The 14,222-nt window shown below is 50.9% G+C and carries 15 protein-coding genes; 5 read left to right on the forward strand and 10 right to left on the reverse strand.

The annotated features are described in order from the left end of the window. Positions 1-80 precede the first annotated feature (80 nt). From ACN4EK_RS28135 to ACN4EK_RS28145, 3 genes are all read left to right on the forward strand, one after another. The gene (locus ACN4EK_RS28135) at positions 81-296 is read left to right on the forward strand and encodes a hypothetical protein (protein WP_431661738.1); all 216 of its coding nucleotides are present in this window, start codon (positions 81-83) and stop codon (positions 294-296) included. After that, positions 297-467 carry a hypothetical protein gene (locus tag ACN4EK_RS28140; protein WP_431661739.1) on the forward strand — a complete coding sequence of 57 codons (171 nt, stop codon included), beginning with the start codon at positions 297-299 and terminating at the stop codon, positions 465-467. Between the two features lie 143 nt (positions 468-610). Continuing rightward, a complete protein-coding gene (locus tag ACN4EK_RS28145) occupies positions 611-883 on the forward strand; it encodes an RNA recognition motif domain-containing protein (RefSeq protein WP_431661741.1) in 273 nt (90 codons plus the stop codon). A 30-nt stretch (positions 884-913) separates the two neighbouring features. Here ACN4EK_RS28145 and ACN4EK_RS28150 read toward each other — a convergent pair whose 3' ends face one another. The 6 genes from ACN4EK_RS28150 to ACN4EK_RS28175 form a co-directional block, all read right to left on the reverse strand. Next, positions 914-2,314 carry an amidohydrolase gene (locus tag ACN4EK_RS28150; RefSeq protein WP_431661743.1) on the reverse strand — a complete coding sequence of 467 codons (1,401 nt, stop codon included), beginning with the start codon at positions 2,312-2,314 and terminating at the stop codon, positions 914-916. A 246-nt stretch (positions 2,315-2,560) separates the two neighbouring features. Then, positions 2,561-3,616 carry a bifunctional heptose 7-phosphate kinase/heptose 1-phosphate adenyltransferase gene (locus tag ACN4EK_RS28155; RefSeq protein WP_431661744.1) on the reverse strand — a complete coding sequence of 352 codons (1,056 nt, stop codon included), beginning with the start codon at positions 3,614-3,616 and terminating at the stop codon, positions 2,561-2,563. 84 nt (positions 3,617-3,700) lie between these two features. Then, positions 3,701-4,210: an ureidoglycolate lyase gene (locus ACN4EK_RS28160; RefSeq protein ID WP_431661746.1), complete on the reverse strand. Its 510-nt coding sequence runs from the start codon at positions 4,208-4,210 to the stop codon at positions 3,701-3,703. 95 nt (positions 4,211-4,305) lie between these two features. Next, entirely contained in the window at positions 4,306-4,941 is a 636-nt protein-coding gene (upp, locus tag ACN4EK_RS28165) for a uracil phosphoribosyltransferase (RefSeq protein ID WP_431661748.1), read from the reverse strand. 66 nt (positions 4,942-5,007) lie between these two features. Beyond that, on the reverse strand, positions 5,008-6,807 hold the full coding sequence (locus ACN4EK_RS28170; protein ID WP_431661749.1) for an ABC transporter ATP-binding protein: 1,800 nt from the start codon (positions 6,805-6,807) through the stop codon (positions 5,008-5,010). Positions 6,808-6,851: 44 nt separating this feature from the next. Further along, a complete protein-coding gene (locus tag ACN4EK_RS28175; RefSeq protein ID WP_431661750.1) occupies positions 6,852-7,370 on the reverse strand; it encodes a MarR family winged helix-turn-helix transcriptional regulator in 519 nt (172 codons plus the stop codon). 128 nt (positions 7,371-7,498) lie between these two features. Between ACN4EK_RS28175 and ACN4EK_RS28180 the strand changes: the two genes are divergently transcribed. After that, positions 7,499-7,819, forward strand: a complete 321-nt coding sequence (locus ACN4EK_RS28180) for a hypothetical protein (protein ID WP_431661752.1) — start codon at positions 7,499-7,501, stop codon at positions 7,817-7,819. A gap of 83 nt (positions 7,820-7,902) precedes the next feature. Here the strand turns inward: ACN4EK_RS28180 and ACN4EK_RS28185 are convergent, their stop codons facing one another. The 4 genes from ACN4EK_RS28185 to ACN4EK_RS28200 all read right to left on the reverse strand — a co-directional run bounded on the left by ACN4EK_RS28185 (position 7,903) and on the right by ACN4EK_RS28200 (position 13,227). Beyond that, positions 7,903-9,549: an acetolactate synthase large subunit gene (locus tag ACN4EK_RS28185; protein WP_431661753.1), complete on the reverse strand. Its 1,647-nt coding sequence runs from the start codon at positions 9,547-9,549 to the stop codon at positions 7,903-7,905. 326 nt (positions 9,550-9,875) lie between these two features. Next, positions 9,876-11,243 (reverse strand): tRNA uridine-5-carboxymethylaminomethyl(34) synthesis GTPase MnmE, encoded by a 1,368-nt coding sequence (gene mnmE / locus ACN4EK_RS28190; RefSeq protein ID WP_431661755.1) that lies wholly within the window; start codon positions 11,241-11,243, stop codon positions 9,876-9,878. Further along, positions 11,240-11,803, reverse strand: coding sequence for a GNAT family N-acetyltransferase (locus ACN4EK_RS28195; RefSeq protein WP_431661756.1), 564 nt, complete (start codon positions 11,801-11,803; stop codon positions 11,240-11,242). Before ACN4EK_RS28195 ends, mnmE begins: the two co-directional genes overlap by 4 nt. Before the next feature lie 2 nt (positions 11,804-11,805). After that, complete coding sequence (locus tag ACN4EK_RS28200) at positions 11,806-13,227, reverse strand: protein adenylyltransferase SelO (RefSeq protein ID WP_431661758.1); 1,422 nt, start codon at positions 13,225-13,227, stop codon at positions 11,806-11,808. A 139-nt stretch (positions 13,228-13,366) separates the two neighbouring features. On the opposite strand from ACN4EK_RS28200, the gene pyrF reads away from it, so the two are divergent. Next, complete coding sequence (pyrF, locus tag ACN4EK_RS28205; RefSeq protein ID WP_431661760.1) at positions 13,367-14,086, forward strand: orotidine-5'-phosphate decarboxylase; 720 nt, start codon at positions 13,367-13,369, stop codon at positions 14,084-14,086. Positions 14,087-14,222 lie beyond the last annotated feature (136 nt).

The following is a 14,222-nucleotide window of genomic DNA, read 5'->3' on the forward strand; positions in this document are numbered from 1 at the left end:
GAATTCTTTCGCCCAACCGATGATGAAAGCCAGGGAGAAATGTTAGATTTTGGCATGGTTACGGTTGCAGGAGGCTTGCTGTGTTTTTGGATGAACTGACCCCGTTAGTGAAGGAATTAGCTCAACAACCGATCGCGTTTATGGGTGGCTTATTTTCCGGGTTACTCCGGCTAAACCTGGCAGATGATCCGGTCAAAAGCTGGCTCGATCGCCAATCGGGGACATCGGTTTACTCGACTGACTCTGAGGTGAATAACGGCAAGAGTCAGGGTCCACAATCGATTACGATCGACTAATTGGTTGCCGTGGTCACGGATATTGGCGTAGGTGAGGGCGATCGGGCTCCATCCATTGCGGTGGCTCTGATCGCCCCAGTTGCGCTGGGAGGAGACATCATTCGCTCAGTTCTGGTGGGCATGAGATTAAGCAATTTATGTGACTTGTTGCTCAACAAGTTGGCATCATGAAATCTGTGCTACAGCGTAGATCGCTCAGATTACCCATAATACTGATAGGAGATTGCAGAACGACATCGACTGTGTGTTATCTATCCACCGTAGGTTAAAGCGTCTGAATCTCAGCTTTGTTGTTTTTTCATCCCGCTTTTGCTATGACCATTTACATTGGAAACCTGTCCTATCGGGCAACCGTTGAAGACCTAACCGAAGTATTTACTGATTATGGAACGGTGAAGCGGGTTGTGTTGCCCACCGATCGCGAAACGGGGCGAATGCGCGGCTTTGCCTTTGTCGAGTTAGAAGACGATACCCAAGAGGATGCGGCGATCGAAGAATTAGATGGAGCTGAGTGGATGGGTCGCCAACTCAAGGTGAATAAAGCAAAACCGAAGGAAGAAAACCGCAGTCCGGCAAACCGCTCTTAGCCTGGAGCCTAGATTCTGTCCGCCTGATGGCTAAGGTAAACCCATCACCGAGCGATAATGCCTTTCAAACTGTTTGACAGTGGGTGATTGTCGCTCGGTATGCCATTGGCTGCGAGTAAATAACTGCTGCCGTAATTCATCGACCTCGATCGTCGTGACTTGATGATTGGCGACAATGCGTTGCCCTCTGACCCAAACACTATCCACAGCAGCACTAGGGCGACCCCAAATCAGCAGTCCGATCGGATCAGTACGGGGCAATAACGACAAACTCATCAGGTCATACAACACTAAATCGGCTTGTTTCCCGACAGTCAGAGAACCGAATTCATCTGCCATCCCTAATCCCGTCGCCCCCCCTAAGGATGCCATTTCTACCGCTTGCCGGGGGGTCAGCCAGTGGCGGTAGTCCAGATCGGTGACATTATGCAACATCGAACCCATTTTGATGGCTTCTAATAAATCCTGGCTATCATTACTGGCGGCTCCATCACAACCAAAGGTGACATTCACGCCTGCCTGACGGTATTTCAGAATCGGTGCAATCCCACTACCTAAGCGCAGATTACTGAGGGGATTATGGACTACCGTGGCTTGAGTAGCTGCCAGCACCTCAATATCAGCGTCATCTAACCAGACGCAATGGGCTAGAGAAGTGCGGTGATTGAGAAACCCCAGACGTTTTAGGTGGTCTACGACACTGCAACCATATTTTTCCTCGGCTAATCGCTTCTGTGCCTGAGTTTCCAGTAAATGCAGGTGGCGAGCCAGATGGTAGCGATCGCTTAACTCAATACATCCAGTAAACAAAGCATCGGAACACAATTGCGGCCCCGTGGGAGCCACCATCAGGGCAAGTCCTTGTTCGGGTTGATGAAATTCAGCGATCGCCTGCTGAAGAATCGCTAAGGTATCGCTAGTCGAGCGATGATAGGTAGCTACCTCCTTCACCAGCCCGCCTGTGGGCATTCCCGAACCTAAGTCTTCATCTTGAATTAAGGGAGCAATGAAGGCTCGAATCCCAACTTCTTGATAGGCTCGGGCGGCAGCGGCGATCGTGGCAATCTCCTGTCCGGGAATCATCACCAGATGATCGACCACGGTTGTCCCACCCGATAGCAGGGTTTCAACAGCAGTCCCTAAAGCACTGAGATAAATCTGCTCGGGTTGCAGTGGAGCAAAGTCGTACAGTTCAGCAATCCACAATTCCAGAGGCACAGGCGGAATCATACCCCGTTGCCACATCTCTGAAGAATGGGTGTGAGCATTGACAAATCCGGGTAATAGGAGTTTGTTGCGTCCGTCTACCGGAGTGCCAATCACGGCAAGATCGGGCGCGATCGCAGTAATGCGCTCCTCAACAATTTGCACATCCACGGTTTCATAGCCGTGAGCATCTGGAATTAGAACTTGTTGAATCGTAAAGTTCATCAATTAATCAGCGAATTAGGAACACCTAAACATTAGTCATCCCTGATTAGGTTAGGGAAATTGTAAGTAGTTCCAGCGAAATTACCTGTTGCTTAGAATACTCCGCAACGGAGTCTATCGCTGCTATGCTGAGCGATCGTCTATACATTAACCAAATAATATCCGACGCTAATATAGCGAGTCTATTTGGATGGTGAGACGTGTTTCCGCCGACCACCTTCCTCCAACACCTCTCGATCTCACAGCTTAATTTAAGGCGTATTCGTCTAGCAGTAGCTGAAGGGCAACTTTCATCTCATGGGGATTAGTCGTTGTTGTCCCAAACTGCCGCACCACAATACTGGCGGCTAAATTGCCTAACACGGCGGCTTCCCAGGGAGAAGCTCCTAAGGTGAGTCCGACCGTGAGCGCAGCGACAACAGTATCTCCGGCTCCAGTGACATCGAATACATCGGTGCGATTGAAGGCAGGGATGTGGTGTTCCGTCCCGTCCTGCTCAAATAAACTCATGCCATCCTCCCCACGCGTAATTAAAACCCGTTTTGCTTGGGTTAATGCCAAGAGATCCTGACCGCCCTGCCGGAGTTGTGCCCCATCCATTTCACCCGTCGGCTTAACGAACGAATAGCCGATCGCCTGTTCCGCTTCGGGCAGATTCGGGGTAAACATGGTCGCGCCCTGATAGCGTTTCAAATGTTTCTGAGCATCCACCACACTGAATGGATGGGCTAAGGCGGCGGCAATAATTGGTTGTGTCAACGTCCCATCGCCATAATCGGAACAGACTACAGCATCCACATTCGCCAGGTGTTGCTGAATGTATTCTGCCAGTTGCAGTTGCAGTTCCAAGGTGGGCAGGGCATCCGATTTGCGATCGACCCGAACAATCTGTTGGGTGACGGACTGCCGCGCATGACCGGAGATCCGCGTTTTCGTCACCGTTGGACGATCGCGATCGACGAGAATCCCACTGGTATCGATTCCGGCGGCAGCAAAAATGTTACGCAAGGCTCGTCCCTGTTCATCCTCACCAATTAATCCAACCGCTTTCACCTGGGCACCTAACCGGGCAAAATTATAGACTGCATTGGCTCCGCCCCCTGGGACTTGCCGCGTTTCTTCATGGCGAATAATCAACACAGGCGCTTCACGGGATAACCGCTCTACCTGCCCATTCATAAATTCATCCAGGCAGAGATCACCGACCACCATTACCCGTGATTGGGAGAAACGATCGAGCAAATGAAACAGGCGATCGGAGGCAGCCGAGAGTTGGGCAGCAAAGGAGGAATTGAAAGCCATGAACCTGGAAGAGATATAGTCGTTAGTCAGTAGCCAGTATAAGGCTGAAGGGGTAGATAGTGCCTTTACTTGGTTGTTGGTTGACTACGACTCAATTGATGAGCGGTAGATCATCTCAAACTCGACGTTATACATTTCCCGCAAATCGCAAGTCTGATGGTCGGTGAGATTAGTATCACTCAGTTCCAGATTATAAAAATCGACAAATTCGTGATCGAAGTAAGGTCCAGCGTGCCAGGTTCCTATATGCAGCTTAATAAAACAATTGCCGGGAATCCGGAAGGCGGTGATATCATCCCAGGTTGGCTCATCCAAACTGTTGGCAGAGGCAACGCCCATCAACCAATCCTTACCCTCCAGGGAACCTAAGCATTGGGTGCAGCGCTGGTGGCGAGTAATTTTACTAAATCTCCGTCCCCGCTTATAAAGTCGCATGATATACAACCGGGGAATGCCATGCTGGAGTTGCAACTGAGCGTCATCCTCGCCATAGGGTCTGCCATCATCACTAGCAAAGATCACCTGCCCATAGGGTTTGAAGCGATCGGGAGTGATATCTAAAGCCGGTAGTCGTTGCAACAGGTAGGTTTCCATAGGGCTTGGTTGAGCGCTCTTGCCAGGAGGATTCACGTTACGTCCATTGGTTTCCGCAAACCGATCGGGTAAATCATCGGAAAAACAGGTTCGGATTATTTAGTGCCAAACAAGCGATCGCCCGCATCCCCTAACCCCGGAATGATGTAGCCGTGTTCATCCAGCTTTTCATCGATCGCGGCCGTGTAGATCGGGACATCGGGATGATAGGTCTGAAAGTTTTCAATCCCCTCCGGAGCGGCTAATAGGCAAACCAGTTTGAGTGATTTCGGATTAGTTTCCTTCAACCGTTCGACCGCCGCGATCGCCGAGTTACCCGTTGCCACCATCGGATCAACCACCAGCATATCCCGCTCTTCAATATCATGGGGAACTTTGAAGTAATACTCAACCGGAATCAAGGTGGTTGGGTCGCGGTACAGCCCGATATGTCCGACTCTTGCGGAGGGCATCAGTTGTAACATGCCATCCAGAATCCCTTGTCCTGCCCGCATGATCGACACCAGCACGAGTTTCTTATCGGGAGCCAGAACAGGGGCATCCATTACCGCTAACGGGGTTTTGATCGTCTCGTACTTCAGCGGCAAATCGCGGGTCACCTCATAGGCAAGCAGCATACTAATTTCAGTTAACAGCGATCGAAACTTAGCCGTACTGGTTTCAGCCCGACGCATTAACGTCAATTTGTGTTGAATCAGGGGATGATCAATTACCGTCACGTTGGCGGGCATGTCAGTCTGCAACCGTGGAGATACACAAGGACAACGCCCATCATACGGCTTTCACTGGGCAATACTCTAGGACGATCGCAAGCCAGATTGAATATTCCACAAATGGGCATAGATGCCATTGGCAGCGAGTAAGTCTTCGTGTTTACCCTGTTCGACTAACTTGCCATGTTCCATCACATAAATGCGATCGCTGTAGCGAATCGTAGACAGGCGATGGGCAATGGCGATCGTCGTGCGGTTTTGGGTAATGTGTTCCAGCGATCGTTGAATCGCCGCTTCAGTTTCGTTATCCACTGCCGAGGTGGCTTCATCCAGAATCAGGATGGGGGGATCTTTTAATAAGGCGCGGGCGATCGCCAGCCGTTGCCGCTGACCACCCGAGAGTTTTTGTCCCCGCTCCCCGACGATCGTGTCGTAGCCTTGAGGGAGTCGCCGGATAAATTCATGGGCTTCTGCTAGTTTCGCCGCATGGGTGATTTCTTCCAAAGAAGCGCCAAAGCTACCATAGGCAATATTTTCAGCTACCGTCCCGTGAAACAAAAACACATCCTGACTCACCCACCCGATCGAGCGGCGCAGATCTCGCAGGTTCAGATCGCGGATATCTTTACCATCGATCGTAATTCTTCCCTGTTGGACTTCATAAAACCGGAGTAGCAGTTTCACCAGGGTACTCTTCCCCGATCCGGTTGACCCGACAATGGCGATCGTTTGCCCCGCCGGAATCTGCAACGACAGATCTTCAACCACGGGCGGCTGGTTGTTGTAGGCAAAGGTAATCTGTTCCATCTCCACCGCACCTTGAACCGTTGGGGTCGGTAAAGGAGTTGTCCCCGTCCGGATCGCGATCGGCGTATCCAACAGATTCATTACCCGATTGGTTGAAGCCATTGCCCGTTGATATTGATCTAGCGTTTGTCCCAAGTTGGTTAAGGGCCAGAGTAAGCGTTGGGTAATGAACACCAGCACACTATACGTGCCAACCGCTAACTGTCCCTGGGCGGCAGCAAGTCCACCAAAAAACAACGTCGCGGTAAATCCCAATAAAATCACCATGCGGATTAAGGGAATAAAGGCAGCACTGAGGGCGATCGCCCGCCGATTACTACGACGATAGGCTTCACTTTCTACCCCCACGCGATCGAGTTCATACTGTTCGGCGGTAAAGCTCTTGATTGTTGCCATGCCAGACAGGTTGTTGGCTAACCGACTATTCACCAGTCCCGCTTTTTCCCGCACATCAGCATAGCGGGGAGCTAAACGCCGCTGAAAGGCAAACGATCCCCATAAAATAAATGGCATCGGTAACATTGCCATCCATGCCACCCCCGGAGCCAGAAAGAAGAATGCGGCTCCGACGACAATCACGGTAGTAGAAACTTGGAGAACTTCATTGGCTCCGTGATCCAAAAACCGTTCTAATTGGTTAATGTCATCATTCAGTACCGAGAGCAACGTTCCCGTACTGCGTTCCTCAAAAAACGACATCTCCAACTCTTGCAAATGCCCATAGGCATCAATCCGCAGTTCATGCTGAATGGTTTGTGCCAGATTGCGCCAGAGCCGATCGTAGGCATATTGAAAGACCGACTCTAGCCCCCAAATCACTAGCGTCAGTCCCGACAAAATCAACAGTTGCGTCTGGATATCTGCCACCCCCCAGGAGGCAATCAGCGAATTTTGCCGCTCGACCACCACATCCACGGCCATGCCAATCAGCACCGGGGGAGCCAGGTCAAATAATTTGTTGAGAATGGAACAGGCGATCGCCGCCCAAACCTGTTGGCGATGGGTACGGCTGTAGTGCATCAGCCGCGTCAGGGGATGGGGAAGTGATGCCGGACGAGGAGCAGAACGAGAAGCCATGAATCAACCTTAGTGCCAAGAATGCCGATCGATTCTGGCAGATCCTAATGATTTCTAACTTCCTCCACTGGGGTATTTACGTCGGGCTGAAATACACGCCGTAACTGTTGCAATGAGGTTTGGATCTGTTGCAGTTGCTCGGCAGAGAGGTGGCTAAACCGTTGCTTTAAGCAATTGATATGAGTCGGAAACACTTCTTCAAAGACTTGCTCCCCTGCGGTGGTTAGCACAATGATGAAACATCGGCGATTATCCGGTGGCACTTCTCGCCGCACCAACCCTTTTTTTTCCAGGCGATCGACAATGCCCGTTAAGGTGCCCTTGGTCACTAAGGTTTTTTCGGCTAACTGCCCCATCATCATGCCAGGAGTATTGCCCAGAGTGCAGATGACATCGTACTGGGGCACCGTTAAGCCCAATTGGCGAATATAGTTTTCATCAAAACTAGAGAATGCCTGATAGGTACGGGCTAATTCCCGCAACACGCCAAGACAGGGTTCTCTAGCCGCCTGTTGCGACGGAGTCAGGGATGGAATTGGGTCAGTCGAACTATTTTGTTGCACAACAAATCGGTTACAAATCACTCAAACTATCACACAAATAGTCCTAGCACAAACAAATATAGTTTGGTGGGTGATCGTCCAGATGAGCCAACAGCTATACTTCAGGGCGATCGCGGTAGAATTTAGCCATGACTTATTCTTCAGACAACCAGTTAGACAGTAAAGTCGAACTTCTGATTGACCAGGTAGGTAGATTGACCGAAGGGATGGTCGAGTACCGCCTGCAATGGCAAGCCGAAATGGCGGATTTTAGGTCTGGGCTCTCTGAGTTCCGTACCGAAATGCGGGAAGGACTCTCTGAGTTCCGTACCGAAATGCAACAAAGCATGACAGAATTTCGGGCAGATATGGCGGAACTGAAAGCCACCACCCAACGACAGGCAGAAACGGTCGATCGGTTAGTCCGAATTGTCGAAACCTTAATTGAACGGAAAGACGTAGGTGTTTAGGGCTACAGCCGGGGATGAGGATGAATCGCGATCGCTCACCATACATCCTCATCTTCTGGTCTGACCAATCCTCAGGAAAGCCACTACATGGCGCAACTCAAGTCTCCGGCTCGTTGGGTAAAGCGGAGATTTTCTTGATAGTCCACTGGGCAGTCAATCACGGCGGGAACATCCTGTTCTAGAGCATCTTTCAGGATGGGAACGAGATCGAGACATGATTCGACCCGATAGCCTTTCAATCCCATACTCTCAGCCAGTTTGACGAAATCTGGATTGCCGAATTTGATAAAGGCTGATTCGCCAAAGTGATTATGCTGTTTCCATTCAATTAAGCCATAACCACCATCATTGAAGATTAACGTGACGAAGGGCGTGCCCACCCGGAGAGCCGTCTCTAGTTCCTGGCAGTTCATCATAAAGCCGCCATCTCCCGTGACCGCCACCACCCGCCGATCGGGATAGACCAATTTCGCCGCGATCGCTCCGGGAATGGCAATTCCCATTGCCGCAAAGCCATTGGAGATGATGCAAGTATTGGGACGTTCGCAGTGATAATGCCGCGCCATCCACATCTTATGAGCGCCAACATCAGAAATGGCAATGTCTTCGGGGCCCATGACTTGCCGCAGATCATAAACAATCTTCTGGGGTTTGACCGGAAACCCTTCATCGTTGGCATAGTAACTGTAGTCACTGCGGATATCGGCGCGTAATTCCAGCGCATAGGGATCGGGTTTGCCAGTGCGATCGGCGCGATACAGCACTTCTTTTAACGAGTCACCAATATCGCCAATCACTTCCACTACAGGAATGTAGCTGCTATCGACTTCGGCGGGAGTCATGCCAATGTGAACGATCGGGATATTGCCTTCGGGATTCCACTTTTTGGGAGAGTATTCCACCAGGTCATAGCCGATCGCGATCACTAAATCGGCACGATCGAAGCCACAACTGATGTAATCCCGTTGTTGGAGTCCCACTGCCCAAAGAGCCAGGGGATGGGTATAGCGCATCACGCCTTTGCCCATAAACGTATTCGCTACGGGAATATTCAACCGGGTAGCAAATTCCGTCAGCATATCGCTGGCATGGGCACGAATGGCTCCATTTCCTACCAGAATCAGGGGATTAGTTGCCTTGGAAATCATTTCGGCGGCTTTCTCAATGCTATGGAAAGACGCATAGGTTTTTTCGATCGGTGCTTTGGTTAAGGGCTTCCCAGGAGCTGGCATTGCCGCAATATTCTCTGGCAAATCAATATGAACAGCACCGGGTTTTTCGGACTGGGCAATCTTAAATGCCTTGCGGACAATTTCGGGGGTATTGGTCGGACGGACAATCTGGGCATTCCACTTTGTCACCGGAGCAAACATTGCCACTAGATCGAGATACTGGTGGGACTCAATATGCATGCGATCGGTGCCGACTTGTCCCGTAATCGCTACTAACGGAGCGCGATCGAGATTGGCATCTGCCACACCCGTCATCAGATTGGTGGCTCCCGGTCCCAGGGTCGATAAACAAACTCCAGCCTGTCCGGTCAGGCGACCATAGACATCTGCCATAAACGCTGCCCCTTGTTCATGGCGGGTGGTAATGAATTGAATCGAGGAGTGTTTCAGTGCCTCCAGCATGTGCAGATTCTCTTCACCGGGCAATCCGAAAACGTAGCGAACTCCTTCGTTTTCTAAACACCGAACCAGTAGTTCAGCGGCATTCATGTCTCCCATAAGGTTCTCCCGTCTGATTTTCAGACTATATGAATTTATTGTTCACCGTTTGTAGCGTGTCATGTGTGATCTTTAAGTTTGTGACTAACGAAATTTGCACTCGTCAATCTTGGGTTAAGTTCGGAAATTGCTGTCAAAGGCTAGTTTGACCCAGGATAATTTACCGATGCGATCGAATTACGATATGTAACAGCTCAAACGATCAGGAGGACGTAAAAGTGATCCCCGGTTTTGCCATGCTGACGCAAATTTATGAGATCGGGCAGAAAATTTTTCATTTTCGCAAGATTCTGTCAAATTGCTTCAGAATTGCCCCATCCCTTCGCTTACTTACCGATACAAAACTGGCTAAACACGCGATCGAGGACGGACTCGGTTACGTCTTCCCCCAAAATCTCCCCTAAAGCATAGATGGCACTGCGAAGATCGATCGTCCAGAAATCCAGGGGGAGGTGTTGAGCGATCGTGACCTGTACCCCTTCTAATGCCGACTTTGCCGTAGTTAATGCCGCCGCTTGGCGTTGATTAATCGCCAGATCGAGGTTGGCAGCCTGGATGCCTGTATGGACTGTCTCTAAAATAGCTTGCTCCAATGCGTCAATCCCCTGCCCGAGTGCCGCCGCCGTTTGCACCATCGTCATCATTTGGGGTAAAACGGGAGGGTCGTTCGGGGATGCCAGATCAATTTTGTTGAGAACCAGAATGAGCGGGCGATCCTGTACCTGCTCGTAGATCGCTTGATCGGCAGATGTCCACCCACTCTCGGCATCGATCGTCAACAGCACTAAATCGGCGGATTGGGCAGCAGACCGCGATCGCTCAACCCCAATTTGCTCCACCCGATCGACAGTATCCCGGATGCCCGCCGTATCTAACACCTGAATTGGAATGCCGCCAACCACTAATTGAGATTCCACCACATCCCGAGTCGTGCCGGGTAGATCCGTGACGATCGCCCGATCACTCCGGCTCCAGGCATTGAGTAGACTGGATTTGCCGACATTCGGACGACCGACGATCGCCACTTTCAGCCCAGTTCGCAGCAATTCTCCGCGATCGGCTGTGGCTAAAACCTGGGTAATTTGGGTGAGGATTTGCTCCAGATTCGTATGGATTTCCGCTTCATTTAAGGGCGGTAAATCTTCTTCAAAATCAATTCGAGCTTCAATTTCTGCCAGCAGATTCAGGCAATCTTGCCGCAGTTGGCGGATCGGATGCGCCAGTTTGCCTTGCAGTCCGGCGAGGGCAGTTTGGGCGGCTTGGGGCGATCGCGCCCCCACCAGATCCGCAATACTCTCTGCCTGAGTTAAATCCAATCGTCCATTCAGAAACGCTCTCAGGGTGAATTCTCCCGGTTGTGCCAGCCGCGCTCCCTGCTCCAGACACAACTGTAAGATCTGCTGCACCACCATAATGCCGCCATGACAATGGAATTCCACCACATCCTCACGGGTATAGGAGCGAGGAGCCAGCATGATTAATAACAGCGCTTCATCGATCGTCGCTTTAGTCTGGGGATGCCGGACAAATCCATAGAGAATGCGGTGACTCTCCCAACTCTGTTGCCCCGGAGCATGAAACAGGTGGCGAGCGATTGTCAACGCCTCTGAGCCGGACAGGCGAACAATACCGACACTCCCTTGTTGAGGCACAATGGCAGTTGCAATGGCGGCGATCGTGGTTCCTGAAGTCATTGCCAATGGGGATTAATCAAACTGGTGAGAATATGATCTTCCCATTTGCGGTTAATTAACAGGTAATCTCTGGCATATCCCTCGACCACAAACCCTAACCGTCTTAATACCTTGCCACTCCGTTCATTGCGGGGCATATAGTTTGCCATAATCCGATGCAAATTAAATTGCTCAAACATGTAACCGATCGCCGTTTTTAGGGCTTCAGTCATATACCCTTTTCCCTGCTCCGATGCCGCCAAACTGTAGCCCAATAAACAGGTATAGGAAACGCCAAACTGCATCTGAGTAAAATTGATTTTACCAATGACGCGATCGGGATAAGTTTGGGTAAACAAACACAGTTTGACTGACTGTTGATAATTAAATTCAATCACCGATTTCTCTCCCTGTTCCTGCCAGAATTCTAACGTGTAAAATTCCTCTGCCCTTGCGGGTTCAAACGGTTCCAGAAATGCACTATTGCCCACGTAGTAATTTAAGATTGCTGCCGCATCTCTATAAGTGGCTAATCTTAATAGCAGGCGATCGGTGGTCAGGTGGGGCAGACTAAAGATCACAATCAGGCTCGAATTTGTTCTAGTAATTGATTAAATTGGCTCCAATCATCCTGTTGTGTAATTGGTGCCCAGGCAGCTTCAATAGCGGGACGTAACAGGGCTGTAGTGGGATTGTATGCCGATAGTCGATCGGGAATTTGTTCAAGCTCTGCCATCGGTAGATTGAGTAGTTGATTAAAGTAGGTAATCTTCCAGGTGTTCCAGAGATTTGCCAGTTGATCATCTAGCTCTTGAACATCGGGGAAAATGGCATTCACATCTTCTCGCCAACGGATAGAAAACTGCTGAGTTAACCGTTGGAAAAAGTCATGATAGTCAATCTGGGAAATGTGCAAAAATTGCAAGGTTGCCTTAAGCAATTCCTCGGCTTCGATCACAGTCAATTGATCAAATCCCAACTTGTACAATATGCGTTGGCGATAGGCACGATCGTAATAGTCTTCAAACTTCGCTAATGCTGCGTCTAAATCTGCAAAAGCAATCACGCGACTCATCGGCGCTTGCAACATTTCTAAATTCCACCGACAAATCGCGGGTTGATTGCCGTAACTATAGCGTCCCGAATAATCAAAATAAGCCGCCGTAAATCGAGGATCAAGCGTAGGAATAAAGGCGTAGGGCCCATAGTCAAAACTTTCCCCCGTAATCGACATATTATCGGTATTCAACACACCATGACAGAAGCCCGCCGCCATCCATTGCGCTACCAATTCCGCCACTCGTTCCACTAATTCGGCATAAAACAACGCATAGCGATCGGTCTGCTGTTGCAGATGGGGATAGTAGTATTCGATCACATGATCCAACAAAATGGCGATCAGATCTTTACGATCGAGGCGATGCAACCGCTCAAAGGTGCCAAATCGAATATGCGATCGACTAAAGCGCACCATCACCGACGATCGGGTAGGAGAGGGTTCATCGCCCCGCCAGAGGGATTCTCCGGTTTCAATCAGGCTGAGACAGCGAGAAGTCCTCACCTTAGCCCGATGTAACGCCTCTGCGGCTAACACCTCCCGGACTCCCCCCTTCAACGTCAGCCGCCCATCGCCCCCTCGGGAATAGGGAGTTCTGCCCGACCCTTTCGTACCGAAGTCATACAACTCGCCATCTGTACCCCGCACCTGACCATAGAGGAAGCCCCGCCCATCCCCCAAAAATGCGTTGTACTCGCCAAACTGATAGCCGTGATAGCGCAGCGCCAATAACGGACGCGGTGGCTGGTCAAACTGCCCAAAGGCCGCGATAAAATCTTGATCTTGAACGCTCTGGGGTTCCAGTCCTAACAGACCCAGCAAATCATCGTTCCGAAATCGCAGAATCTGAGTCGGGAACTGAGCCGCTTCTACAATGTCATAGTAGTCATCACCGAGTTGTTCTAATGCCGGTTCGTAGGGCAGGGTCAGCAGAGGATTCACAGTCATGGATGCGGGGATGGGGTTGCACACAATCTTCATCCTACACAATGCCATCCCAGGTCGCGGTAATCCCTGCTGCGATCGCCCAAGCTTCCAACTCCAGAGGTAGACTGAGGATGCCAAATTATCGGAGTGAGTGATCGGCGTGTCTGTTGCCAATCGAATTATTGTGCCGCTCGATGTCCCAACGGCAGATCAGGCGATCGCCTTGATTGATCGTCTCCCAGAGGTCAACTTCTGGAAAGTGGGGCTGGAATTGTTTGTCAGCAGTGGGTCTGACATTTTAACGGAACTGAAGGCACGACAGAAACAGATTTTTTTGGATCTGAAATTCCACGATATTCCCAACACCGTAGCGGGTGCCTGTCGGGCTGCCGGACGCTATGGCGTAGATCTCTTGACCGTTCACGCCACAGCCGGTCGGGCAGCTTTAGAGGCGGCTCAGTCTGCCGCGATCGCGGGGGCAACGGAAATGAACCATCCTGCTCCTAACCTACTAGCGATTACCGTGTTAACCAGCTTGAATGCCAGAGCGCTGGCGTTTGACCTGAAAATTCCCCTGGAGTTACCCGAATATGCCCTGCACATGGCACTACTGGCTCAGGAAAGTGGATTGGCGGGAGCCGTTTGTTCTCCACAGGAAGTGGCTCAATTACGGCAAACCCTAGGCGATCGCTTCTTACTCGTTTGTCCCGGAGTGCGTCCCAGTTGGGCAGAAGCGGGCGATCAACAGCGCACCCTAACTCCGGCGGCAGCAGTTCAAGCCGGAGCCAATTACCTGGTGATTGGTCGTCCCATTACAGCGGCTGCCGATCCCCCTGCCGCCTTTGCCCGCATCTGTGAAGAACTGGCAAGCGGGCTATGACCGTCCTCTCCCTTCAGTTCATTCCCCAACCATACCGCCTCTGGTTATCTAGCAGTGTGCCCCTCCTCTGTTGTCTCATCCCCGCGTCCAGTCTCGCCATCTCCCCACCACTCCCACCTGTCTCTTATACACATCT

Source organism: Pantanalinema rosaneae CENA516 (assembly GCF_050753385.1).
GTDB lineage: Bacteria > Cyanobacteriota > Cyanobacteriia > Leptolyngbyales > Leptolyngbyaceae > Pantanalinema > Pantanalinema rosaneae.